This is a genomic window from Empedobacter brevis NBRC 14943 = ATCC 43319, from assembly GCF_000382425.1.
Lineage (GTDB): Bacteria > Bacteroidota > Bacteroidia > Flavobacteriales > Weeksellaceae > Empedobacter > Empedobacter brevis.
Genome location: NZ_KB908291.1, coordinates 353,056 through 376,188 on the forward strand (window position 1 = coordinate 353,056; position 23,133 = coordinate 376,188).

The window sequence follows — 23,133 nt, forward strand, 5'->3', positions numbered from 1 at the left end:
CACGGTTTAAACCTTTTCTTTTCGCCCATGGTTTAAACCATGGGCTTTTGTTTCAATACATCAGAAAGAGATTCACCCCCTTTAATCCCAAAATCTAACGTTCGGATAGGGAACGGAATCATAATAGTATTGGCATCATAAGCCGATTTAATATATTTAATCGCGTCACTTACCGCCTTAAGATACGTCGGTTGGTCAGTAGCCGTAATCCAGAAATAAATCGTATAATCAATAGAACTGTCGCCAAAAGCATTATAAAAAAGATGGATAGGTTCATTGGCATCTAACGTGCTGACCTTTTCAATAGCATTTTTGGTAATCGCCTCCACCTGTTCCAGATCCTCACCGTACGAAATGCCCACCTGCAAATCAATCCGTCGCCGGCCCAGAGTCGTATAGTTAATCAGCGTATTCTGAAAAATTTCTTTATTAGGAATAATCACCATTTGCCCCTGGAAAGTACGAATAATCGTATTCCGAATATTAATCATCATAACAACCCCCATCTGGTTATTACTTTGAATAATATCACCAACTTTCAAAGGCCGGTTAAAAGTCAGAAATATACCGGAAACAAAATTAGCCGCAATATCCTGAAAAGCAAACGCAAACCCCAAACTCAAAATACCCGCACCGGCAAGCAGAGAAGTAACCGCTTTTTGAAGATTAAGAATATTTAACGTAATAAAAAGAACAATACCGACATAAAAAACATACAAAACAGACGTAAACAAATTCGCCACACTCGGATAACGGATTATTTTGCCCATCAGCTTTTCCGTCAGTTTTTTAAGATGAGCCGTCAGCCAGAGACCAATAACCAGCACAACAGCCGCAAGCAAAATATTAGGAAGCATCCCAATCAAATCCTGTAGCCAGAGATTCAGTTTATCCGTAACAATATCATAAGCCTTTTCAAAATCCATGAGTATCTGTTTAATTCATAATTATTTATATAACTACAATATATGAAAATTATCACAATAAAATGAGGTACCCCGTAGCAAATCACGCAGATAAACACCGTGAAAAAAATAAGTCCCGCAGATTACGCAGATAAACGCAGACTTAATCGTTTCTGTGAACATCCGTGGAATCTGTAAGCAAAAAAACATCAGCGAGAATCAGTGGGAGAAAAATAAACCCCGCAGATTACGCAGATAAGCGCAGACTTAATCATTTCCGTGTACATCCGTGAAATCTGTAAGCAAAAAAACATCAGCGAAAATCCGCGACATCAGCGGGAGAAAATAAGTCCCGCAAATCACGCAGATAAGCACAGAAAAGACTGCTGAATATATCTGTAGAATCCGTTAGAAAATAAATCAGCGAGAATCAGCGCTATCCGCGGGAGAAAAAGAAGTCCCGCAGATTACGCAGATAAGCGCAGACTTAATCATTTCCGTGTACATTCGTGAAATCTGTGAGAGAAAAAAAAAAAAAATCAGCGAGAATCAGCGGCATCAGCGGGAGAATATTTTCCGTAAACACCCGTAAAACATTTGAAAAAAAAGAGATATACAATTGATTATAAATCATTATTAAAAAATATTTTTTTATTTTTAATAGATAAAACCCGATACATGAAATCAACCCTTAAAGTAATCATCACAGGCGCAACCGGAATGGTAGGCGAGGGCATATTACAAGAATGCCTGACCAACCCTGAAGTAGAAAAAATCCTGCTGATTAACCGTAAACCAAGCGGGTATTCCCATCCGAAGATAGAAGAAATCATCCATCCCGATTTAAGCGACATTTCGTCCCTTTCCGAAAAAGTAACCGGGTACGATGCCTGCTATTTCTGCGCAGGCGTCTCCTCAGTCGGCATGAACGAAGAACAATACACAAAAGTAACCTACGACCTCACATTGGGGTTTGCGAAAACACTTGCAGCACTCAACCCGCAGATGACCTTTTGCTATGTATCCGGTGCCAGTACAGACAGCACCGAAAAAGGCAAACAAATGTGGGCGCGCGTAAAAGGAAAAACAGAAAACGATTTGATGCAACTGCCCTTTAAAGCCGTTTATAATTTCCGCCCCGCCTTTATGAAACCCTCCAAAGGAGCAAAAAACGTCAAAGGACTTTTCAAAGTCATCAACACACTATATCCCGTTTTCAGATTATTCAGTACCACCTATTTTCTGACACTGGAAGAAGTCGGAAAAGCCATGATAAAAGCAACAACAAACGGGTATTCTAAACCCGTTCTGGAAGTAAAAGACATTGCAGCATTATCAAAATAAAAGAAAATCCATGATAAAAGCCCGGCAGATAACTAATGCACAATATTAGCCTATGGTTTAAACCATGGGCTGTGAGAGGAAAAAAATAAAAACTAAAAAACCAACACACCTATGCATACCGGAAAACGATACACCCCCTGGCAGTTCATGAAATGGACACTTCAAGATACCATCTGGCTGCTGCTCATTGCAGCCGTGCCAACCGTATTGTATTATTTTGGCTGGACATTTCTTTCCCTGCCGTGGCAGCCTGTCGCAATATTAGGAACCGCATTGGCCTTTATCGTCGGGTTCAAAAACAACGCCAGCTACGGCAGATTATGGGAAGCAAGACAAATATACGGCGCCGTGATTAACGACAGCCGCAGCTTTGCCTTTACACTTCGCGATGCCATAGGCGGCAAAGAAAACAAAACCGTCCGCAAAATGTTTTACCGTCATTTCGCATGGCTTACAGCCCTTCGTTTCCAGCTGAGAGAAGCACGTTCGTGGGAAAATACCAACCGAAGACAAAACCGGAAATTTAAAAAAGGCCGGTACAGCATTCCCGAATGGGAAACCAAGCTGGACGACGAACTCAAAAAATACCTGTCAGACGACGAATTACAATACATTTTATCCAAAAAAAACAGAGCAACCCAGCTTATTGCCCTGCAATCCGAAAACATTGCCGGATTAAAAAGAGACGGCATCATCAGCGATATACAATGGATGGAATTGCAGCAATGCATTACACGACTGATAGACGATCAGGGAAAAGCAGAACGCATCAAAAATTTTCCCTATCCCCGCAATTTTGCATCCATAGCCACCTATCTGATGTTTGTCTTCGTTTTCCTGTTGCCATTCGGACTCCTGAAAGAATACAGCGCACTCGGAAACGGAACCTTTCTTGAAGGATACACCATTTGGCTCAATATCCCATTCTCCGCAATGATAACGTGGGGATTCCATACATTAGATACCGTAGGCGAAAGTTCCGTAAACCCGTTTGAAGGCAGCGCCAATGACATTCCCGTGACACAAATCAGCCGGATGCTCGAAATCGAGATGAAAGAAATGTTAGATGAAAAAGAACTCCCCGAACCCATCGTAGCAGAACACAATATTTTAATGTAGGTGCTGTCACAAGGTCACGTAACAAGAGAAAAAATAGCCCGCAAATCACGCAGATAAACGCAATCGTTAGCCCATGGTTTAAACCATGGACTCCGGGAAAAAAAATAAAAACAGTAAAAAAATATGGTAGAACATTTCATATTCTATTTAGCATTAGTACTCGTCATTATCGGAGCAATAATGTTAGCCAACAAACTAAAAATAGCCTATCCCATTTTACTGGTAGTCGCCGGATTACTTATCAGCTTTATACCCGGTATTCCCGCTATAAAAATTGAACCCGAACTCATTTTCATCATATTCCTGCCGCCACTTTTGTATGAAGCCGCCTTTGCCGTTTCGTGGAAAGAAATGTGGAAACTACGGCGTATCATCACCAATTTTGCCTTCGTTGTTGTATTCCTTACCGCCCTGTCCGTCGCCTTTGTAGCCAATTCCTTTATCCCGGGCTTTTCGCTCGCACTTGGTTTTGTACTCGGAGGCATTGTATCACCGCCAGATGCTGTAAGCGCCGGAGCCATTCTGAAATTCGTCAAAGTACCCAAAAACCTCGCGACACTATTAGAAGGCGAAAGCCTTTTCAACGACGCTTCCTCCCTTATTATTTTCCGTTTCGCAATGGTCGCCGTTGCCACAGGACAATTCATCTGGCTGGATGCTGCACTTAGTTTCGGCTGGATGCTCGTTGGAGGAATAGGTTTAGGGGTCCTTATCGCCATTATTTTCCTGAAAGTCCATAAAACCTTTCCCACCGATGTCAACATGGATACCGTACTCAGCCTTGTGGCACCTTATATCATGTACATTGCAGCAGAAGAAGTACACGCTTCGGGCGTACTGGCCGTGGTAAGCGGCGGATTATTCCTGTCCGTAAGACGACACGAATTCCTGCGGAGCTCCGAATCGCGGTTAAGAGGAGCCAACGTATGGCAAAGCTTTGCTTTCCTGATTAACGGAATCGTCTTCCTGCTTATCGGACTCGATTTACCCGAAATTATGAAAGGATTAAGCAACGAAGGTATCAGCCTGTCACAAGCCATCGGTTATGGCCTACTTGTAACCGCTATATTGATTTTAGTCCGTTTTCTCGCTGCTTTTGCCGCCGTATTTGTGACCCTGGTCATGCGGAATTTCATCAACGTAGCCGATGCCAATCCCGGAATGAAAGCCCCGTTATTATTAGGCTGGACAGGAATGCGGGGTGTGGTTTCATTAGCAGCAGCCTTATCCATTCCCGTAACCATGGACAACGGCCAGGCATTTCCGCACCGCGACCTCATACTCTTTATCACCTTTGTCGTTATCTTAGTCACCCTGATTGTACAGGGACTGACATTGCCCGCATTAATTAAAAAATTAAAATTTTCCACACACAGCAACAACCATCTGTCTGAAGAAGAAACAGAAAACCTGCTGAGAAGAGGAATACGTCATGCCGCATTTACCCATCTGGATACCCATCATACCCATAGAAAAGAAGAAAATGAATATTTCCGCAAACTGATGGACCGCCTGGAACAAGAAGACAAAGACGATTCAGTACATAAACTGTCGGACGAAGCCAAAGAAATCTATTTCGAAACACTCGAAGAACAACGAAAATGGCTACGCGAAGAAAACCGTAACAATCCGAAAATAGACGAAGAAATCGTACGGCATTACCTTCTGAAACTAGACCTGGAAGAAGAACGGTTGCGAATAGGGTAGTGTGCGCAATAAACCCGCATCCACACAGAGAATTGTTTACATGAACATCAGCGAGAATCCGCGGGAGAGAAATAACAGCCCGCACACGAAATCCTGAGACCAATCTATTTTGTACATTTGACCCGAGCATAAAACAAGAACATGGCCGATAACGATACCAAACGACTTTCCAGGTTAACCGCAATCTTAACCCAATTGCAGACAAAACGACTTTTGACAGCCGCCGAATTAGCCGAACGCTTCTCCGTCAGCAAACGAACAATATACCGCGACATCAAAGCACTGGAACAAGCCGGAGTTCCCGTATTGACAGAAGAAGGCAAAGGCTACACCCTGATGGATGGTTACCGCATTCCGGCCGTTATGTTTACCGAAAGCGAAGCCAATGCCCTGATTACCGCAGAGCAGCTGGTCGTAAAAAACAAAGATGCCTCTTTTGTACAAGCCTATACCGATGCCATCAGCAAAATAAAATCCGTATTGCGCCACAACACCAAAGACAAAGCCAATTTACTGTCGAGCCGTATCCTGTCGAGACAAAATACAGCCAACCAGACCACGAGCAATAACCTCTCGACCCTTCAGCTGGCCCTGACCAATTTCAATCTCGTCAAACTCCATTATTATTCCCCGGACAACAACCAAACCACAGAACGTACCGTAGAACCTTTTGCCATTTATACTACACAGGAAAACTGGCTGCTCATTGCATTCTGCAGGCTCAGAAACGATTACAGAGCATTCCGGTTAGACCGTATTCAGAATTTATCCGTACTCCACCAGACATTTGAACCACATACCATCACTTTCGAAGACTATATTGCACGCGTCAGCAAAAATTGCTGATACCCTTGCCATAGGGTTGTCTTTTGCCGGGTCTATTTTTGCATCAGAACAAATAAAAAAAGTAAAAAATGATTCGAAAAAGTCACCGGAGCGCAAAAGCCATGGAGTTTACACACTTCAGAAAAAAAGAAACCGTCACAGACGATGCGCTATTATTTGCCGCGTTAGCATTTGAAACCGCGATAACCGCGCAAAGCGGGTTGATTTTTCACTGCCTGGTTCGAAATTACGACAATGAATACGCCAACGTCCTGTTTGGTGAGTCACTGCAAGACCTTAAAAACCTTGCGAATACGTTTGGACATCTGCCCGAAGTTACCCGGTTTTTTGAGCTGATAGACCCGCAAAGTGTTCATATAGAATACCACGAAATACAACAAGACAATTTTAAAGTTCCGGAAGGGTTTTCATGTATCGAAAAAGGAACCTTTACGCTGGTAAAAGAAGAAGACGCTGACAGTTTGCCGCGCCTATCAGAAAATATCGAAAAAGAATACCTTAATAAATTCCATAACACAAAAGCCCATTTTACAGGCAGAGTAGGCGATAAGCTCTTTTCAGAAATCACCATAGGGCAGACACTTGCCCAAACCAAACAAATCTGTATGGGGTATTTCGACAACCCGTTTTGTATGGAACTGCTGAACAAAGCCGATAAAGAGACCATGAACCTTGATTTCTGGTACGTGATGGCATAAAAATTATATCAGATATGACCGAAGAACGACTACTGACAGACAAAACAGCTGTACTGGAAAAATTCAGGGGAAAAGGAGGGTGGACTTTTGTACGTCTTCCCGAAATCGCGCCGAAAAAAAACAGTCCTTTTGGCTGGGTAAGAGTCCGCGGTACCATTGACCATTACAAAATCAGGAGCTACCATTTACAGTCGATGGGAAACGGAATGTTATTCCTTCCCGTTAAAGCCGGCATCCGCAATACCCTCAAAAAACAGGCAGGCGATATTGTCCGTATCATCCTGTATGAAGACAACACACCGACCGAAATACCGGAAGAGCTAAAACATTGCCTGCAGGATGTTCCCGGTGTTTACGAAGCTTTTTTGTCGTATTCCAACGGTGAAAAAAAGACCCTCATCAACTGGATTTATACGGCAAAAACAGACAAAACCAAAGTAGAGCGAATTGTAAAAACAATCAACGAAATTCATCAAAAAATAAAATAGAAAACATGAACACCATCACCATCAAAACACAGCACATCGTCGGTATTTCCGTACGAACAACCAATGAAAACGGACAGGCAGCCAAAGATATTGAGGCCTTATGGCAACAATTCCGGAGCGAAGACATTCAGCACCAGATTCCAAACAAAATCAGCGACGATATCTATGCCGTGTACACCGATTATGAAAGCGATTTCACCCGGCCGTATACCACCCTTATCGGACTACCGGTAAGCACACTGGACAACATTCCCCAAGGCATGACCGGCATAACCATTGAAACCGATGTTTACCAGCAATTTACATCCAAAGGCAAAATGCCGGAAGCCGTTGTAAACACCTGGCTCGACATATGGAGCGATAAAGCATTTAACCAAAAACGCGCCTATCATGCCGATTTTACCGTACACGGCAAAAAATACCACGACGGCGACCAGGCTGAAGTAGAAACCTTTATTTCCCTAAAAAGAACATAATTTTTTCCACCCGCGGGTGAAACCGTGGGTGGAAAATGTACCGGTGCTGAATAGCTTGATAAGCGAAGAACAGCTAACAAATGACTAGAGCTCTGATATATTTTCTTAATAAATAACCTTATTATAGAGTCTACAAACGATTTGTTTTTACCCGTCTTTTTTAGTATATTAGTCATTGACAGAGAAATATGGACAACCCTATTTTATATGAATTGTATTGTTTTTTCTGTCATCATATCCATGACTTAGTAATAAATTTTAAAACCAGATAAAAAATGAATACTAAATTAAAAGAACTCAAAAACATCACTTCAAATTGTTGCGTTACGATTATCTTACATACACATCGGACAAGACCGGATAACAATAAAGATCCGCTTTTGCTTAAAAATCTGGTAAAAGAGGCAGAAGAACGGCTATTCGCTCAGCAAAATAAAAAAGAGGCAGAACTAATCATTCGTCGTATCCATGAATTAACGGATACGATTGACCACAATCACAACCAGGAAAGTCTGATTCTTTTTGTAAACGAAACGATTGCTGAATACATAAGATTACCTGTCGAAGTAGAAGATCAAGTCGTAATTGACACGACCTTTGCTACCAGAAATCTGTTAAGATCGTTGCAAATGGATACTTCTTATTTCGTCTTATTAATCAGTCAGCAAAAATCTCGCTTAATTGAAGCATTTAATGATAAAGTAGTAGCGGAAGAGAGTAATTCGTTCCCGATAGAAAACGATCAGTTTTACCCTGTCAGCAAGGCCGAAAAATCTAATGCCAACCGACAAACCAATCTGATAGCAGAATTTTACAACCGTATAGACAAAATTGTTAACGACATTCGAAAAACAGCACCTTACCCTGTATTAATTTGCGCCGAAGAAGCCCAATATTATGAATATCTTAAAATTGCGGATGAAAAGCAAAGTATCTTTTCTACTTTTCTGAATGGAAACAGGTTAGATCAAAAAGCGCACGCGATCGTATCAGATGCTTGGAAAATTGTGAAGCAAGATAAAACAGATAGCAATAATGCACGTTTGGATGAATTAGAAAAAGCGGTGGACAGTGGTAACTTCTTAAGTGATACAAATGATATTTGGCAAGCCATTAAACAAGGGCGAGTACAAACTATTTTTGTAGAACAAGGGAAATTTCAACCGGCAGTATTAGAAAATGATTTGATTACTTATGTAAACGGAGAACGTCTCACAGATGCGAATGTAATAGACGATATTTATGGTGAATTGATTGATGCTAATATGAACTATGGTGGTGATGTTGTATTCTTACCTAAAGGAAAATTGGATCAATTTAATGGTCTTGGTGTGATTACAAGGTATTAAAGAAAATAATTTCAACAAAAATTAAAATTTTAATTAACTTATTAAAAAGCAGATGTCTCAAAATTATTCAATCAAATGAGCGAAATTCTAAAAGAACAATTTCTAAAAATCATCCGGATATCAGATGAAGAGTTTGATTATATTTTGGGACATTTTAGTTACAAAAAATTCAGGAAGCATCAGTTTTTGGTGCAGGACGGGCAAGATGTTATGTTTGATTATTTTTTGCTTTCAGGCTGTGTGAAATCGTATTACAGTGATGAAAACGGGAAAATACATATTTTACTATTTGCAGTAAAAGATTGGTGGATTACGGATTACGAAGGCTACTATAACCAAAAAAAGGCGATCGTCAATATTGATTGTATAGAAGATACAGAAGTGTTATGTCTGAGCAACGACAACAGGGAAAAACTGTGCCGTGAGTTTCACCAGATCGAACATTTTTTCAGAAAGAAAACCAATCGCCGGAACGTCGCTTTACAAAACCGTATCCTTTCTTTACTTAGTAGCAATGCCAAAGAACGGTATGAAAAATTTATCCGAGAGTATCCGTCCCTTACACAGAAACTACCAAAACACATTTTAGCGTCTTATCTGGGCGTTACCCGCGAAACACTTAGTCGGCTTTATTCCCCCAAGTAATTTGATCTGCATCACATTTTTTTTGTGCGGTAAGTCCTTACTTTTCGGTGTTAATATGTAGAATTTTGACTTGTACAACATTAAAAACAAAAGACAATGACAACATTCAATATTCAGCCAGCGAGCAGTACCGTCAATTGGACGGGCAAAAAGATCTTAGGACTACACACAGGAACAATTAATATCAAAAACGGATTTCTTCTTTTTGAGAATAATCTGTTGAATGACGGTGAAATTGTGATTGATATGACAAGCATCATCATTACAGATATTGCAGATAAATCTGTTTACAAAGAGTTTTTCGACCATTTGAACAACGATGATTTTTTTGCCGTTGATCAATTTAAAACCGCTTCGCTAAAAATTACAAATAGTGAAAAAATAAACGAACAGTATAAAATTTTCGGAGATCTGACCATAAAAGACATTACACATCCCGTCAAATTTGTGGCTACCATCGAAATATTTACCGATTTTGTCCATGCTTTGGGTGAAATCAAAATCGACAGAACATTGTACAATATAAAGTACGGATCGGGAAAATTTATTTCTAATCTGGGAGATAAATTAATTTACGATGAGTTTGTGTTACAATTCAAATTAGTGGGTCAAAAATAAAACGGAATAACGATGTGGACAAATACAAAATTTACACGACTTTCAGGCATTGATCTGCCAATTGTTCAAGGGCCTTTTGGTGGAAAAATTTCTGCTGTCAAATTGACTTCCATTGTTTCCAATTCTGGAGGATTAGGTTCTTATGGTTGTCAGCCTTTTTATGCCAATGAAATGGTTGATATTTCAAAAGAAATACGAAAAAATACGGACAAACCTTTCAATCTCAATCTTTGGGTAAAAGATCAGGATGATGATGTCGAAGACTTTGATGAAAATGCTTTCCGGGAAGTCATGCAAATCTTTCAACCGTATTTTGATGAAACAGGTGCAGAAGCTCCAACATTTCCTTTACCGGAGAGCCCTTCCTTTGAAAATCAGATCGAAGCTATTTTTGAGATAAAACCGGCTGTTTTTAGTTTTGTGTACGGGATTCCTTCTTCTGATATTTTAGAGAAATGCCGGAAACTGAACATTAAAACTGTGGGTACGGCAACTACTTTGGATGAAGCCATTGCGATTGAAAATGCAGGTGTAGATATGGTAATTGCGACGGGATTTGACGCAGGAGGTCATCGCGTTTCATTTTTAGAAGATCCCGAGGAGAGTCTGATCGGTATATTTTCACTGATCCCGCAGGTTGCCGATCATGTGAAGATACCCATTATAGCCGCAGGTGGTATTGCAGATGCACGAGGCGTGAAGGCTTCATTTGCATTGGGAGCCGACGCCGTACAGATAGGAACTGCATTTTTGGCTACGCAAGAATCCGGCACAAGCCATATTCACCGGGAAAAATTATTTTCCAAAGAAGCGCGTTACACCACATTGACCAAAGTCTTTACAGGCAGATTGTCGCGCGGAATCAAGAATAGATTGACAGAAGAATTGAAAGAGTTCCAAAATAAATTTGCTCCGTATCCATTACAAGGGAAAATCGTAGGGCAATTGGGCGCATATCCTGCAAATACGGTGTCTAATCCGGAACTAAAATCATTTTGGTCAGGTCAAATTGCGCCGATATTAAAATATCATCATGCAAAAGAATTGATAGAAAGTATTGTCAACGAAATGAACAAATTCTGATCATTCAACCTTTTGTAGCAAATCGATCTTAAAAGTAATTTTATCAAATCGTTCAGCATAAAAAATCCAGCTTTAAGCTGGATTTTATTATTTATTTAAAACAGGAATTTCGATAAACGAATCATGGTAAATTCGCTGTGTTTGTCTCAGGAAATCTTTTGCTGTGGCTTCATACACATTCATAAATTGTTGCGGATTCCGATCAGCCAAAGGAAACCAGGTATTCTGCACCTGAATCATAATACGATGTCCTTTTTTAAACGTGTGACCAACATCAGGCATTGTATACGTTACACTTATTTTCTGATTTGGAATCATGGCTTCCGGTTTTTCAAAACTGTTACGGTATTTCCCGCGCATAATCTCGGCGCGAATCAAATTTTGATAACCAGCCATTAACTTTTCATTAAACTTCGGAGTATCTTCCGGATAAACATCAATCAATTTTACAACATAATCTACATCAGTTCCTGTTGATGATACAAATAAATGGTTAATAACAGGACCGGTAACTGTGATATCTTCAGTTAAAACATCTGTTTGGTAAACCATGACATCAGGGCGTGTAGATGCAAAGCGTTGATCATCTACCATATATTCTCTCGAACGTGTTTCTAAGACTCCTTCTTGATAGGGAACGGGATGATTTGGATCAGAAACATATTCATCAAAAGTAGCTGTATTTGCTTGATTAAAAGTTATTTTACCATTGCTCTGCAAAAACATTTTCTTTGTTGAACTATTTTTTGGAGGCCATGTTTCAAATTGTTTCCATTCGTTAGACCCTGTGATAAATATCCGGGCTTCTGTTGGTTTAAAATCTCCTTTGTCTTTTAAATAATAATTAAAAAAAGGTAATTCTATTTGTTGTTGATAGTATTCTCCTGTCGCAGAACCAAATTGCATATCACCAAAGGTATCTCCTTTTGCACGAACCCAACCACCATGAAACCATGGTCCTGCAACCAAGATATTTGTAGCATTAGGATTCTGCTTCTCAATTGCTTTATACGTTTCGAACGCTCCGTAAGCATCTTCTGCATCAAAGAAACCTCCAACTGTCATTACAGCAGGTTTCACATATTTAAGATGAGGCAACGGATTTCGATCTTGCCAGAATTGATCATAATCCGGATGAGCAAATAAATCGTTATAAAATTTTATGTTATCCTGAAAATAAGTGTTTTTTAATTCCTTAACAGAACCTCCTTCCAAATAAAAACGATAATTGTCTTTTATCGGATACTCAAAAGATTTTGGTCCTTTATCCGGTGTAATTGGCTGCGGACGTTTAACACCAAATGAAGACATAAATTTGAAAGAATCATTCAAAAATAATACACCATTGTGATGGAAATCATCGCCTAAATACCAATTCGTAACCGGAGCTTGGGGAGAAACTGCTTTTAATGTAGGATGTGAATTAATTAAACTCATTGTCGAATAAAAACCCGGATAAGAAATTCCATAAATCCCTGCTTTTTGATTGTAATTTTTCATATTTTTTGACAACCATTCCAACGTATCATAGGTGTCAGTCGCTTCGTCAATTGCCTTTTTACTTTTTGATTTATTTACAGGCCGTACATCTTCAAATTCTCCTTCACTCATCCATCTTCCCCGAACATCCTGGTAAACAAAAATGAACCCTTCGCGCATTTCAGCAGGGAAATTTCCGAGTGATTTTTTATATGCATCGGCACCATATGGTGCAACAGTATAAGGTGTACGGTTTAATAGGACCGGGTAGTTCTTCAATTTATCCTTTGGCATATAGATGGCTGTAAATAATTTTGTTCCATCCCGCATCGGAATCAATTGCTCGATTTTGTCATAATGCTGTCTCACATAGAGAGAATCTGCTTTTACATCTTGTGCAAAGCTCAATCCACTCATCAAAACAAAACTTAGCAGCGTTAATTTTGGGGTAATTTTCTTCACGTGTTATTCAATTTTACAATGTTATAAATGTAAGAAGTTTTCCGTTTTTATAAATAAATAACGCTTTTTTCTTAAGAAGATTTATCAATCGACAAACTTTTGATGATTATTTTGAATGAAATAAAAAATCTAACCATTTTTTTGATTAAATTAGTTAGCCAAAATCATAACCACATGAAGCTAACCGCAAAAGCTGCTATTCAAATTCAAAAACCGCGAAGCGAAGTTTTTGAAGCAATCATTAATCCTTCTCAAATGAATCAATATTTTATTGCATCTTCTTCCGGGAGGATTGAAACGGGTAAAAGTATTGAATGGAAATTTCCTGAATTTGATGATATTTTTCCTGTCACGGGAGGAGAGATCAAACAAGACGAATACATTTCGTTTGATTGGAGTGGAGGCATTGATGATATGCTGGTTGAAATATTTCTGGAGAAAGGAGAAAACGACTCAACCATTGTCAAAGTTATTGAACATGAGATGAATGATGATGAAGCCGGAATAAAACAAACCACGGGACAAACAGAAGGTTGGGCAAATTTTTTAGCTTGTTTAAAAGCTTACCTCGAATATGGAATCAATTTACGCAAAGGAGCATTTGATTTTATGAATTCTTAATAACTAACCACTAAAAATGATAAGAATGATCACAATCGAAACAAGTATAAACGCACCTATAGATAAAGTTTGGCAGGCATTCAATTCTCCTGAAGATATTGTAAAATGGAATCAAGCTTCGGATGATTGGCATTGCCCAAAAGCAGAAAATAATCTGGCAGTTGGAGGAAATCTGAAGAGTACAATGGCTGCTAAGGACGGAAGTTTTCAATTTGAATTTGAAGCTAAATATGACGAAATTATTCCAAATCAATTTATTCGCTACTACATTGCAGATGGACGTAAAGTCGAAATTAATTTTCATGAAGAAAATAATTTGACAAAAATCACAGAAAAGTTTGAACCGGAAAATCAAAATTCAATAGAGATGCAACAGCAAGGCTGGCAGGCTATTTTGGATAACTTCAAACGCTATGTAGAATCAAAAGCGCTAAAAAAATAGAAAAATGGAAGAAAGTAAAACAAAAATTGGTCAGGTTGTCTGGGCTGATCTGACCGTTGAAAATTCAGATGAATTAAAAGATTTTTACAAAGAAGTCATTGGTTGGGAGGTGAAAAATGTAGCAATGAAAGATGGTGAGGACGAATACAATGATTATGCAATGATGTCATCGCAGGATGAAGCTGCCGGCGGAGTATGTACAAAACGAGGTGTCAACAAAGGAATTCCTTCGCAATGGATTATGTATATCAGTGTAAAAAATGTGTCGGAAAGTTTGGAAAAAGCCTTAGAATTGGGAGGGAAATCTGTTCATGAAATCAAGAATAAAGAAGGGAAATTACAATTTGTAATTGTAGAAGATCCTGCAGGAGCTGTTTTTGGATTAGCAAATACCTAAAATTATGAAAAAATTATCGTTCACAGAGATTATTTATGCACAGCCAAAATATGTGCATAAAGTCATGTTAGCTCCGGATTCATATAGAATTTGGACAAAACCTTTTAGTGAAACTTCAGATTATAAAGGAGATTGGTCGGAGGGATCAACTGTTTATTTTACATCAGAAAATGAACATGGAACTTCCGGAATTATTTCAGAAATTGAAGAAAATAAAATAGGAGAGTCCATCAAAATGCGCCATATCGGAATGCTAAAAAATGGACGGGAAATTTATGAAGGTCCTGAAATTGATTCATGGAAGAACGCAGAAGAGAGTTATAAATTTGACAATGTTGAAGGGCATACTCGACTAACATGTTCGGTACAAATTGATGAAAATATTGATTCAGAAACCGAAATGAGACACATGTGGTTGAATGCATTGCGAAGTTTAAAAGAAATTTGTGAGGATTAATTTAGTGAAAATTTATGTCAGAAAACGTTGCAACCATTGATGAATATATTGCCGGATTTGAAAAGGATCAACAACAAATTTTAAAAAATGTCCGAAAAATTATCCATCAAACAGCTCCCGAAGCACACGAAACAATTAATTATAAAATGCCAACATTTCGTTTGAATGGGAATCTGATTCATTTTGCACTATTTAAAAATCATTTAGGAATCTATCCCGGAGCCGAAGCAATAGAACATTTTAAACATGATTTAATCGGTTATAAAACCTCAAAAGGAGCCATCCAATTTCCTTTAAATAAAGTTTTACCAGAAAAATTACTAAAGGAAATTGTACTGTATAAAGTCGATTTGATGAAAAATCAAAAAGCCGGAGAATGGACAAAATACAATGGAAATTGGACAGAAGCCAACGAGAAAATTCAACAAATTGTCAATGAAACTGAATTGGTAAAAGAATTTAAATGGGGTGGAGATGTCTACACCTTCAACAAGAAAAATGTTTTGGCTTTCAGTGGATTTAAACATCATTTTGCCTTATGGTTTCATAATGGTGTCTTATTAACGGATTCCTACAATGTGTTGGTGAATGCGAATGAAGCAAAAACGAAAGCTTTGCGTCAATGGCGTTTCAATTCTGCAGAAGATATCGATGTCAAAAAAGTAAAAGAATATGTACTGGAAGCTATTCGGTTAGTGAAAGAAGGGAAAGAAATTAAACCTGAAAAATCAGCTCCAAAAGAAGTGAGTGGCATTTTGAAAGATACTTTAGATCAAGACATTAAACTATTTACTTCATTCAAAACTTTAACTCCCGGAAAACAAAAAGAATACATCGAATACATTGAAGAAGCCAAACAAGAAAAAACAAAAATTTCTCGGATAGAAAAAATAAAACCCTTAATTTTAGAAGGAAAAGGGTTGAATGATAAATACAGAAAATAATGCAATACGATGTACCAAATTTAGAAGAATATTTTGAACATATTCCTGAAGATCGAAAGGAAACAATGCAGAAATTGTATGAAACATTGAAAACAAATTTGCCAAAAGGGTTTCAAGAAGAAATTAGTTACGGTCATATTGGTTTTGTTGTTCCTCATTCGCTCTATCCAAATGGTTATCATTGTGACCCAAAGTTACCTTTACCTTTTATCAACCTTGCTTCACAAAAGAATTTCATTGCATTATATCATATGGGAATTTACATGGATAATCAATTATTAAATTGGTTTATTGAAGAATATCCAAAACATTCGAAACGAAAATTGGATATGGGAAAAAGCTGTATTCGCTTCAAAAAGACGGATAAAATTCCGTTCGATTTAATTGGTGAATTAGCAACAAAAGTTACCCCGCAGCAATGGATAGATAATTACGAAAAAGTATTACTTACCCGAAAAAAATAAAGCATGTCAGAAATAGTGAAATTTCTAAAAAAATTACAGAAAAATAATAACCGTGAATGGTTTACAGCACATAAACCTGAATTTGATACAGCTAAGGCTGAAGCAGATTTAATTTTTAATAAAATTTATCAGGAATTAAGTAAAAAGGAAGAACTAGAACCTTTAAAAATTTACAGAATTTACAGAGATGTTCGTTTCTCTCATGATAAAACACCATATAAATCACATTTTTCTGCCCAAACAGGGCGCAAAAAACCTCATCATAGAGGCGGATATTATTTTCATATTCAACCCGATCATTGTTTTATTGGTATTGGTTTTTGGGGACCGGAGCGAGATGACTTATTAAGAATTAGAAAAGACATTGAAGCTTCGGATGAATTGGAAAAAATTCTGCAATCAAAATCAATACAAAAAGAATTTGGAGAGATGCAAGGAGAAGAAGTAAAATCCGCTCCAAAAGGTTTTTCTAAAGAGCATGAACGCATCGAATTATTAAGAAAAAAGCAATATTTATTCATCAAAAATTTTACTGATGATGAAGTTTTAGCACATGATTTTCCTCAAAAAGTTGTTAAATCAATTCAGGTTCTTCAACCCTTTTTAGATTATATGACCGAAGTGCTAACCACAGATGAAAATGGTCAACCATTATATTAAAACTATCAATCACAAAAATTACAAGTTATGGCTAAAGTACACGCTTATTTAAATTTTAACGGAGATTGCGAACAAGCATTCAAGTTTTACGAAACCGTTTTTGATACACAAAATACCGGGGTGCATAGAATGGGTGATATACCACCTAGTCCAGATTTTCAAGTACCTGAAAGTGCAAAAGAAAAGGTAATGCATACTGCTTTATTTATCAATGAATCGACAATGATTATGGGATCTGATGTTGTTGAAGAATTTGGGCAAAAATATGTGCAGGGAAATAATGTTTATGTTATGCTGGATACTGGCTCTGCAGAAGAAGCAAAAAAATTATTCGATCGATTATCTGTCAATGCCAAAGTAATGGAAATGCCTTTAGGTGAACAGTTTTTTGCTGAATTGTTTTCATCTTTTGTGGATCAATTTGGTATTCCATGGATGATTCATTTCGAAGGAAATAAAGCGCAACCGATGTAATCGTATGAAAAATAAAAAAAGCTTCAATTTTTTGAAGCTTTTTTTATTTTAATCTTTTTTCTAACAAATCTGGTCGGCGCTCTTTTGTTCGTTCAACCGCTTGTTCGTGTAACCATTCTTCAATTTTAGGAAAATTACCAGACAGCAAAACTTCGGGTACTTTATGGCCTTTATACTCTGCCGGGCGTGTATAAATGGGTGGCGCTAATAAATCATCCTGAAACGAATCAGAAAGAGCAGAAGTCTCATCTCCAATAACACCGGGAATCAAACGGATAATAGAATCGGCTAAAATAATTGCTCCAAATTCTCCTCCGGAAAGTACATAATCGCCAATGGAAATTTCGCGTGTTACATACATATCACGAATACGTTGATCAATCCCTTTGTAATGTCCGCAAATCATCATTAAATTACCTTTCAATGATAAATCATTTGCAATCGTTTGATTAAGCGTTTCTCCATCAGGTGTCAAATAAATAATTTCATCATATTCATGTTCCTCTTTTAATTTTGAAATCATTTTGTCTAAAGGCTCGCACATGATAACCATTCCGGATGTTCCTCCATAAGGATAATCGTCAACATGTCTGTAACGGCCTTTGCCAAATTCTCTCAAATCATGTACATGAATTTCAGCCAAACCTTTTTCTTGCGCTCGTTTCATAATTGAGGCTGAAAAAGGGCTCACCAATAATTCTGGTAAAACTGTGATAATATCTATTCGCATCTTGCAAAGATATTTGTTTAGCTACGTTTGCGCAAATTTGTATTTATTTTTTAAAAACGATAGATAAAAAAAAAATGCAATTTAGAAGATCAATACCACATTAAATAAATGAAATAGAATTGATATTATTCATTAGACTAAATCAAATGAAAACAAGTAAATTTGTAGTAAAATTTTATAAAAAATGTTTATATATAACAGACATAGAAGACTTCGTAAGAATGAATCTATTCGTAGTATGGTTCGTGAAAATCATTTATCACCAAACGATTTTATTTTACCAATTTTTGTGGCTGAAGGTGAGGGTGTGAAAGAAGAAATTGCTGCAATGCCTGGTATTTACCGCCATTCTATTGATAATACAGTAAAGGAGGTAAAAGAGATTTGGGATTTAGGAATTAAATCTGTTAATGTATATTGTAAAGTTAGCGATCATTTAAAAGATAACACTGGGAAAGAAGCGTGGAATCCGAATGGACTGATGCAGAATACCATCAAAGCCATTAAAGATGCGGTTCCTGAAATGATTGTAATGCCTGACGTTGCATTGGATCCTTTTTCAATTTATGGGCATGACGGAATCATCAAAAACGGAGAAATTGTCAATGATGAAACAGTTGAGGCGTTGGTAAAAATGACCTTGTCTCATGCTGAAGCCGGAGCTGACTTTGTTGCACCATCAGATATGATGGACGGACGAATAGGAGCGATGCGTATGGCTTTAGAAGAAAATGGTTACCATAATGTTGGAATTATGACGTATGCAGCAAAATATGCATCCTCTTTTTATGGACCATTCCGTACTGCTTTAGATTCTGCACCTGTTGATACACAAGATATCCCAAAAGATAAAAAAACGTATCAAATGGATTTTCATAATTCAGAGGAAGCCTTACGTGAAGCAATTGCTGATGTAGAAGAGGGCGCTGATATTTTGATGGTAAAACCGGGTATGGCTTATTTAGATATCGTAAAACTAATAAAAGATAATTTACAAGTTCCTGTATCTGTTTATCAGGTTTCCGGAGAATATGCCATGATAAAGGCTGCTGCAGAAAAAGGGTGGATTGATCACGATAAAATAATGTTAGAGACATTGACATGCTTTAAAAGAGCAGGAGCTAATTTGATTTCAACTTATTTTGCAAAAGATGCTGCACGACTATTAAATGAATAATAATAAAGAAAAAAGAACCACTTTGAAAGTGGTTCTTTTTTTAAAGCGTATAGCTAATCATTTTTGTTCTAAACTGCTGTTTTTCTAACGTAGAAAGCAAATATTTTTGCTCGGCTAAAGCTTGCTCTTTTTTGTGGTAATTTTTCTCATACCCCGTCTGAATCTCTTTTAAAGACGAGATCGAACCGTTCTTTAACAAGTAATTCTGGAATGTTGTATACCTATCCGCCAACTTTCCATAAATCTCCTTACTTTCGAGATCTGCTTCATAAATATCCGTTACAAAAACTTCATTATTTTGTCCATAAGCAATGGAAAAAAAATAATACGTTTGATTATTCTTTGTTTGACTGAAAACCACCCCAGCAACAAAGAATAGAAATAATACTAAACCTTTTTTCATTCAACCAAAATTTGAGTGCACAATTTAATTATAAAAATTTAATTAAGAGCCTTATTGTGTAATTTTATATAATTCGGTATAAATTTTTTATATTTGCGGTATAAAATTGACTCAAAATGTTTCAAAATCTTCAGGATAAATTAGATAAGGCACTACATACTTTAAAAGGAAAAGGACAAATTACTGAAATTAATGTTGCAGAAACAGTAAAAGAAGTGCGTAGAGCACTTGTTGATGCCGATGTTAGTTATAAAGTTGCTAAAGATTTTACAAATACGGTAAAAGAAAAGGCTTTAGGAGAAAACGTAATCACATCTCTGAATCCTGGACAATTAATGGTAAAAATTGTTCACGATGAATTAGCAAAATTAATGGGAGGTGAGGTAGTAGAACTTCAAATAGAAGCGAATCCTACAATTATTTTGATTGCTGGTTTACAAGGTTCCGGTAAAACAACTTTTTCCGGAAAATTAGCTAATTTCCTTAAAACGAAGAAAAATAAAAAAGTATTGCTAGTTGCAGGTGACGTTTATCGCCCGGCCGCTATCAATCAATTGCAGGTTTTAGGAGAGCAAATTGGTGTTGATGTATATGCTGATTTAGAAAATAAAAATCCTGTTGAAATTGCTCAAGCAGCGATTGCTCAAGCAAAACAAAATGGAAACAATGTCATTATAGTCGATACTGCTGGTCGTTTAGCAATTGATGAGCAAATGATGGATGAAATTCGCCGCGTTCATCAAACTGTCAACCCAACCGAAACTTTGTTTGTTGTCGATTCTATGACTGGGCAAGATGCGGTAAATACTGCAAAAGCATTCAACGAAGTTTTAAATTACAATGGGGTTGTACTTACAAAATTAGATGGAGATACTCGTGGTGGAGCTGCTTTAACGATTAGAACTGTTGTCGATAAACCAATTAAGTTTATCTCGACTGGTGAAAAGATGGAAGCTTTAGATGTTTTCTATCCAGAGCGTATGGCGGATCGTATTTTGGGAATGGGAGACGTTGTTTCGTTAGTAGAACGCGCTCAGGAACAATTTGACGAAGAGGAAGCAAAACGTTTACAAAAGAAAATTGCGAAAAACAGTTTTGATTTTGACGATTTCCTAAAACAAATCCAGCAAATTAAACGTATGGGTAATATGAAGGATTTGGTTGGAATGATTCCAGGTGCCGGAAAAGCATTAAAAGATGTAGAAATTGATGACAATGCTTTTAAAGGTGTTGAAGCAATTATACATTCTATGACCAAAAAAGAACGTCAGAATCCAACGATTATCGATAATTCTCGTAAGAAAAGAATTGCTGCCGGTTCTGGGACTTCTTTACAGGAAGTCAACCAGCTATTGAAACAATTCTCTGAGATGGGAAAAATGATGAAATTTATGAATTCTTCTAATGGTAAAAAGATGATGGAAACCATGTCTAAAAATATGCCTGCCGGAGGATTCCCCGGAATGCCAAAGATGTAAAAAATTTAATATTATCATAAAAAAAGCTCCCACTAGTGGGAGCTTTTTTTATGATAATATTTTTTTAAATTCCAGAGAAGAGCAAAATTTCTACGTGCATTATTTTTCTTATTAAAAGAAAATGAGTATATTAGAAATAATTAACACTTAACAATATGAAGAAAGCTCTACTTCCGGTTTTCTCCTTATTTTCCATTTACGCTATTGCACAGCATGATATTGTATGGGAAAAATCTATTGGAGGAGAACAGGCAGAATATCTGTATAACGCCATCCAAACACCTGATTATGGTTTCATCATTTTAGGGAGTTCGGGTTCTGACCTATCAAATACTCAGAATAATTCATCCAAAGGAGATTTAGATTATTTTATCTCAAAAATTGATGAAAACGGAAAACAGGAATGGCAACACACTTTTGGTGGCTCAGGAAATGATTTTCTTTATGCTGCTGTTTCCACACCAGATGGAGGAATATTATTAGCAGGATCTTCAGATTCCGGCAAAGGACGAGATAAAACGGAAAATTCTAAAGGACTTCACGATTATTGGGTCATTAAATTAGATGCAGGAAAACACCTGCAATGGCAAAAAACATTAGGCGGTTCGGGAAATGATTTTTTACGTCAAGTTATAAAAACCCAAGACGGCGGCTATCTTTTGGCAGGAGAATCAAATTCCGGTAAAAGTAGCGATAAACAAGATGATGGTTTCGGCGGTTTTGATTATTGGCTGATTAAATTAGACTCGAAAGGAAATGTCTTATGGGAAAAAACGATTGGTGGAAATCTAAATGAAGAAGTAAAATACATCAAAGAAATAAAAGGTGGCTATCTTTTATTAGGCAATACCAATTCAATCGATGAAACAGTTACAAAACAAGACAAGGGATTTGATGTTGAAATGGTTTTACTTTCTCAGCAAGGAGACGTCCAAACCAAAAAACGACTTGTCTCTACAGAAGAAGATGATTTACTCCATGCTGTTGATGTGAATGACGAACAACACTTCAATCTTTTAATTTCAAGTATAGAGAATGAACAACGTATGTTGCACATTTTAACGGTTGACGAAAAAGGCAATACTCATACAGAAATAAAAAAAGAATTAAAGAATAATCTTCTGCTTAATCACATTTTTGAACAAAAAGGCAGAAGCTTTTTAATTGCCGGAAGTGAACAAGGATTTAAAAAAGACAGGAATATTGAACCAACTTCTTTTTTTACGGTATTTACACTGAATGAAAATGGCTCTGAAAATTGGAAAAAAGAACTGAAAGAATCCGGATTTAATGATTTACAATTTGCTATTCAAACACGAGACGAATCAATTATTTTAATTGGGAACTCTAATTCAAAGAATTCCTCAACATCCTTTAACCAAGACTTTAGAATGATTAAATTAGGAAATAAAGAAAGCAAAGCACCGCGTGAATTGGTTGAAATTTATCCCAATCCAACCTCTGATTATGTCAATTTACTCATTCAACAGGAATTTGAACCATCGAAAGGAGCAGTTTATACTCTTGCAGGACAAAAATTACAAGATTTTAAACTGACGACCCGTACAACCGCAATAGATTTAAGAAATTACCCGAGTGGTGTTTATATTCTTCAATTTGTTGTGAATAACCAAACGCACGCGATAAAAGTTCTTAAAAAGTAAGCC

At 37.2% G+C, this 23,133-nt stretch carries 26 protein-coding genes; 22 read left to right on the plus strand and 4 right to left on the minus strand.

The window, feature by feature from the left end; translation table 11 throughout:
- Nucleotides 1-32: 32 nt before the first annotated feature.
- Nucleotides 33-926, minus strand: coding sequence for a mechanosensitive ion channel family protein (locus H277_RS0101785; RefSeq protein ID WP_019973853.1), 894 nt, complete (start codon nucleotides 924-926; stop codon nucleotides 33-35).
- 657 nt (nucleotides 927-1,583) lie between these two features.
- Here H277_RS0101785 and H277_RS0101790 point away from each other — a divergent pair.
- The 11 genes from H277_RS0101790 to H277_RS0101840 all read left to right on the plus strand — a co-directional run bounded on the left by H277_RS0101790 (nucleotide 1,584) and on the right by H277_RS0101840 (nucleotide 11,278).
- On the plus strand, nucleotides 1,584-2,249 hold the full coding sequence (locus H277_RS0101790) for an NAD-dependent epimerase/dehydratase family protein (protein WP_019973854.1): 666 nt from the start codon (nucleotides 1,584-1,586) through the stop codon (nucleotides 2,247-2,249).
- Nucleotides 2,250-2,360: 111 nt separating this feature from the next.
- Nucleotides 2,361-3,368, plus strand: a complete 1,008-nt coding sequence (locus tag H277_RS0101795) for a bestrophin family protein (RefSeq protein WP_026357344.1) — start codon at nucleotides 2,361-2,363, stop codon at nucleotides 3,366-3,368.
- Nucleotides 3,369-3,491: 123 nt separating this feature from the next.
- Complete coding sequence (locus tag H277_RS0101800) at nucleotides 3,492-5,075, plus strand: Na+/H+ antiporter (protein ID WP_026357345.1); 1,584 nt, start codon at nucleotides 3,492-3,494, stop codon at nucleotides 5,073-5,075.
- A gap of 141 nt (nucleotides 5,076-5,216) precedes the next feature.
- Nucleotides 5,217-5,921, plus strand: a complete 705-nt coding sequence (locus tag H277_RS0101805) for a helix-turn-helix transcriptional regulator (RefSeq protein WP_019973857.1) — start codon at nucleotides 5,217-5,219, stop codon at nucleotides 5,919-5,921.
- Between the two features lie 68 nt (nucleotides 5,922-5,989).
- On the plus strand, nucleotides 5,990-6,619 hold the full coding sequence (locus H277_RS0101810; protein ID WP_019973858.1) for a hypothetical protein: 630 nt from the start codon (nucleotides 5,990-5,992) through the stop codon (nucleotides 6,617-6,619).
- Nucleotides 6,620-6,633: 14 nt separating this feature from the next.
- Nucleotides 6,634-7,107: a YdeI/OmpD-associated family protein gene (locus H277_RS0101815; protein ID WP_019973859.1), complete on the plus strand. Its 474-nt coding sequence runs from the start codon at nucleotides 6,634-6,636 to the stop codon at nucleotides 7,105-7,107.
- A gap of 5 nt (nucleotides 7,108-7,112) precedes the next feature.
- The gene (locus H277_RS0101820; RefSeq protein WP_019973860.1) at nucleotides 7,113-7,583 is read left to right on the plus strand and encodes a GyrI-like domain-containing protein; all 471 of its coding nucleotides are present in this window, start codon (nucleotides 7,113-7,115) and stop codon (nucleotides 7,581-7,583) included.
- Between the two features lie 275 nt (nucleotides 7,584-7,858).
- Nucleotides 7,859-8,932 (plus strand): AOC03_06830 family ribosome hibernation factor, encoded by a 1,074-nt coding sequence (locus H277_RS0101825; RefSeq protein ID WP_019973861.1) that lies wholly within the window; start codon nucleotides 7,859-7,861, stop codon nucleotides 8,930-8,932.
- A 75-nt stretch (nucleotides 8,933-9,007) separates the two neighbouring features.
- Entirely contained in the window at nucleotides 9,008-9,577 is a 570-nt protein-coding gene (locus tag H277_RS0101830) for a Crp/Fnr family transcriptional regulator (RefSeq protein WP_019973862.1), read from the plus strand.
- Nucleotides 9,578-9,673: 96 nt separating this feature from the next.
- Complete coding sequence (locus H277_RS0101835) at nucleotides 9,674-10,195, plus strand: YceI family protein (RefSeq protein WP_019973863.1); 522 nt, start codon at nucleotides 9,674-9,676, stop codon at nucleotides 10,193-10,195.
- A 12-nt stretch (nucleotides 10,196-10,207) separates the two neighbouring features.
- Nucleotides 10,208-11,278, plus strand: coding sequence for an NAD(P)H-dependent flavin oxidoreductase (locus H277_RS0101840; protein WP_019973864.1), 1,071 nt, complete (start codon nucleotides 10,208-10,210; stop codon nucleotides 11,276-11,278).
- A gap of 87 nt (nucleotides 11,279-11,365) precedes the next feature.
- Here the strand turns inward: H277_RS0101840 and H277_RS0101845 are convergent, their stop codons facing one another.
- Nucleotides 11,366-13,219, minus strand: coding sequence for a CocE/NonD family hydrolase (locus tag H277_RS0101845; protein WP_244874863.1), 1,854 nt, complete (start codon nucleotides 13,217-13,219; stop codon nucleotides 11,366-11,368).
- A 174-nt stretch (nucleotides 13,220-13,393) separates the two neighbouring features.
- On the opposite strand from H277_RS0101845, the gene H277_RS0101850 reads away from it, so the two are divergent.
- Genes H277_RS0101850 through H277_RS0101885 form a run of 8 tightly spaced genes read left to right on the plus strand, consistent with a single transcriptional unit; the run spans nucleotide 13,394 to nucleotide 17,678 of the window.
- Nucleotides 13,394-13,840: an SRPBCC domain-containing protein gene (locus H277_RS0101850; RefSeq protein WP_026357348.1), complete on the plus strand. Its 447-nt coding sequence runs from the start codon at nucleotides 13,394-13,396 to the stop codon at nucleotides 13,838-13,840.
- Nucleotides 13,841-13,865: 25 nt separating this feature from the next.
- A complete protein-coding gene (locus H277_RS0101855) occupies nucleotides 13,866-14,282 on the plus strand; it encodes an SRPBCC family protein (RefSeq protein ID WP_026357349.1) in 417 nt (138 codons plus the stop codon).
- Nucleotides 14,283-14,286: 4 nt separating this feature from the next.
- A complete protein-coding gene (locus tag H277_RS0101860) occupies nucleotides 14,287-14,679 on the plus strand; it encodes a VOC family protein (protein WP_019973868.1) in 393 nt (130 codons plus the stop codon).
- Nucleotides 14,680-14,683: 4 nt separating this feature from the next.
- Nucleotides 14,684-15,136 carry an SRPBCC domain-containing protein gene (locus tag H277_RS19575; RefSeq protein ID WP_019973869.1) on the plus strand — a complete coding sequence of 151 codons (453 nt, stop codon included), beginning with the start codon at nucleotides 14,684-14,686 and terminating at the stop codon, nucleotides 15,134-15,136.
- A 14-nt stretch (nucleotides 15,137-15,150) separates the two neighbouring features.
- A complete protein-coding gene (locus tag H277_RS20360) occupies nucleotides 15,151-16,080 on the plus strand; it encodes a DUF1801 domain-containing protein (RefSeq protein ID WP_019973870.1) in 930 nt (309 codons plus the stop codon).
- On the plus strand, nucleotides 16,080-16,544 hold the full coding sequence (locus tag H277_RS0101875; RefSeq protein ID WP_019973871.1) for a DUF1801 domain-containing protein: 465 nt from the start codon (nucleotides 16,080-16,082) through the stop codon (nucleotides 16,542-16,544). Before H277_RS20360 ends, H277_RS0101875 begins: the two co-directional genes overlap by 1 nt.
- 3 nt (nucleotides 16,545-16,547) lie before the next feature.
- A complete protein-coding gene (locus tag H277_RS0101880) occupies nucleotides 16,548-17,204 on the plus strand; it encodes a DUF2461 domain-containing protein (protein WP_019973872.1) in 657 nt (218 codons plus the stop codon).
- A 27-nt stretch (nucleotides 17,205-17,231) separates the two neighbouring features.
- The gene (locus tag H277_RS0101885; protein WP_019973873.1) at nucleotides 17,232-17,678 is read left to right on the plus strand and encodes a VOC family protein; all 447 of its coding nucleotides are present in this window, start codon (nucleotides 17,232-17,234) and stop codon (nucleotides 17,676-17,678) included.
- A 43-nt stretch (nucleotides 17,679-17,721) separates the two neighbouring features.
- On the opposite strand, the gene trmD is transcribed toward H277_RS0101885, so the two are convergent.
- Entirely contained in the window at nucleotides 17,722-18,408 is a 687-nt protein-coding gene (gene trmD, locus H277_RS0101890; protein ID WP_019973874.1) for a tRNA (guanosine(37)-N1)-methyltransferase TrmD, read from the minus strand.
- A 184-nt stretch (nucleotides 18,409-18,592) separates the two neighbouring features.
- On the opposite strand from trmD, the gene hemB reads away from it, so the two are divergent.
- Entirely contained in the window at nucleotides 18,593-19,585 is a 993-nt protein-coding gene (gene hemB / locus H277_RS0101895) for a porphobilinogen synthase (protein ID WP_026357352.1), read from the plus strand.
- 40 nt (nucleotides 19,586-19,625) lie between these two features.
- Here hemB and H277_RS0101900 read toward each other — a convergent pair whose 3' ends face one another.
- On the minus strand, nucleotides 19,626-19,988 hold the full coding sequence (locus tag H277_RS0101900) for a hypothetical protein (protein WP_019973876.1): 363 nt from the start codon (nucleotides 19,986-19,988) through the stop codon (nucleotides 19,626-19,628).
- A gap of 116 nt (nucleotides 19,989-20,104) precedes the next feature.
- Between H277_RS0101900 and ffh the strand changes: the two genes are divergently transcribed.
- Complete coding sequence (gene ffh / locus H277_RS0101905; RefSeq protein ID WP_019973877.1) at nucleotides 20,105-21,466, plus strand: signal recognition particle protein; 1,362 nt, start codon at nucleotides 20,105-20,107, stop codon at nucleotides 21,464-21,466.
- A 155-nt stretch (nucleotides 21,467-21,621) separates the two neighbouring features.
- Nucleotides 21,622-23,130, plus strand: coding sequence for a T9SS type A sorting domain-containing protein (locus tag H277_RS0101910; protein ID WP_019973878.1), 1,509 nt, complete (start codon nucleotides 21,622-21,624; stop codon nucleotides 23,128-23,130).
- Nucleotides 23,131-23,133 lie beyond the last annotated feature (3 nt).

Excerpts from the sequence above, each read along its gene's own strand:
- H277_RS0101785 (WP_019973853.1), bottom strand. The coding sequence starts at position 926 with ATGGATTTTGAAAAGGCTTATGATATTGTTACGGATAAACTGAATCTC.
- H277_RS0101790 (WP_019973854.1), top strand. The coding sequence starts at position 1,584 with ATGAAATCAACCCTTAAAGTAATCATCACAGGCGCAACCGGAATGGTA.
- H277_RS0101795 (WP_026357344.1), top strand. The coding sequence starts at position 2,361 with ATGCATACCGGAAAACGATACACCCCCTGGCAGTTCATGAAATGGACA.
- H277_RS0101800 (WP_026357345.1), top strand. The coding sequence starts at position 3,492 with ATGGTAGAACATTTCATATTCTATTTAGCATTAGTACTCGTCATTATC.
- H277_RS0101805 (WP_019973857.1), top strand. The coding sequence starts at position 5,217 with ATGGCCGATAACGATACCAAACGACTTTCCAGGTTAACCGCAATCTTA.
- H277_RS0101810 (WP_019973858.1), top strand. The coding sequence starts at position 5,990 with ATGATTCGAAAAAGTCACCGGAGCGCAAAAGCCATGGAGTTTACACAC.
- H277_RS0101815 (WP_019973859.1), top strand. The coding sequence starts at position 6,634 with ATGACCGAAGAACGACTACTGACAGACAAAACAGCTGTACTGGAAAAA.
- H277_RS0101820 (WP_019973860.1), top strand. The coding sequence starts at position 7,113 with ATGAACACCATCACCATCAAAACACAGCACATCGTCGGTATTTCCGTA.
- H277_RS0101825 (WP_019973861.1), top strand. The coding sequence starts at position 7,859 with ATGAATACTAAATTAAAAGAACTCAAAAACATCACTTCAAATTGTTGC.
- H277_RS0101830 (WP_019973862.1), top strand. The coding sequence starts at position 9,008 with ATGAGCGAAATTCTAAAAGAACAATTTCTAAAAATCATCCGGATATCA.
- H277_RS0101835 (WP_019973863.1), top strand. The coding sequence starts at position 9,674 with ATGACAACATTCAATATTCAGCCAGCGAGCAGTACCGTCAATTGGACG.
- H277_RS0101840 (WP_019973864.1), top strand. The coding sequence starts at position 10,208 with ATGTGGACAAATACAAAATTTACACGACTTTCAGGCATTGATCTGCCA.
- H277_RS0101850 (WP_026357348.1), top strand. The coding sequence starts at position 13,394 with ATGAAGCTAACCGCAAAAGCTGCTATTCAAATTCAAAAACCGCGAAGC.
- H277_RS0101855 (WP_026357349.1), top strand. The coding sequence starts at position 13,866 with ATGATCACAATCGAAACAAGTATAAACGCACCTATAGATAAAGTTTGG.
- H277_RS0101860 (WP_019973868.1), top strand. The coding sequence starts at position 14,287 with ATGGAAGAAAGTAAAACAAAAATTGGTCAGGTTGTCTGGGCTGATCTG.
- H277_RS19575 (WP_019973869.1), top strand. The coding sequence starts at position 14,684 with ATGAAAAAATTATCGTTCACAGAGATTATTTATGCACAGCCAAAATAT.
- H277_RS20360 (WP_019973870.1), top strand. The coding sequence starts at position 15,151 with ATGTCAGAAAACGTTGCAACCATTGATGAATATATTGCCGGATTTGAA.
- H277_RS0101875 (WP_019973871.1), top strand. The coding sequence starts at position 16,080 with ATGCAATACGATGTACCAAATTTAGAAGAATATTTTGAACATATTCCT.
- H277_RS0101880 (WP_019973872.1), top strand. The coding sequence starts at position 16,548 with ATGTCAGAAATAGTGAAATTTCTAAAAAAATTACAGAAAAATAATAAC.
- H277_RS0101885 (WP_019973873.1), top strand. The coding sequence starts at position 17,232 with ATGGCTAAAGTACACGCTTATTTAAATTTTAACGGAGATTGCGAACAA.
- trmD (WP_019973874.1), bottom strand. The coding sequence starts at position 18,408 with ATGCGAATAGATATTATCACAGTTTTACCAGAATTATTGGTGAGCCCT.
- hemB (WP_026357352.1), top strand. The coding sequence starts at position 18,593 with ATGTTTATATATAACAGACATAGAAGACTTCGTAAGAATGAATCTATT.
- H277_RS0101900 (WP_019973876.1), bottom strand. The coding sequence starts at position 19,988 with ATGAAAAAAGGTTTAGTATTATTTCTATTCTTTGTTGCTGGGGTGGTT.
- ffh (WP_019973877.1), top strand. The coding sequence starts at position 20,105 with ATGTTTCAAAATCTTCAGGATAAATTAGATAAGGCACTACATACTTTA.
- H277_RS0101910 (WP_019973878.1), top strand. The coding sequence starts at position 21,622 with ATGAAGAAAGCTCTACTTCCGGTTTTCTCCTTATTTTCCATTTACGCT.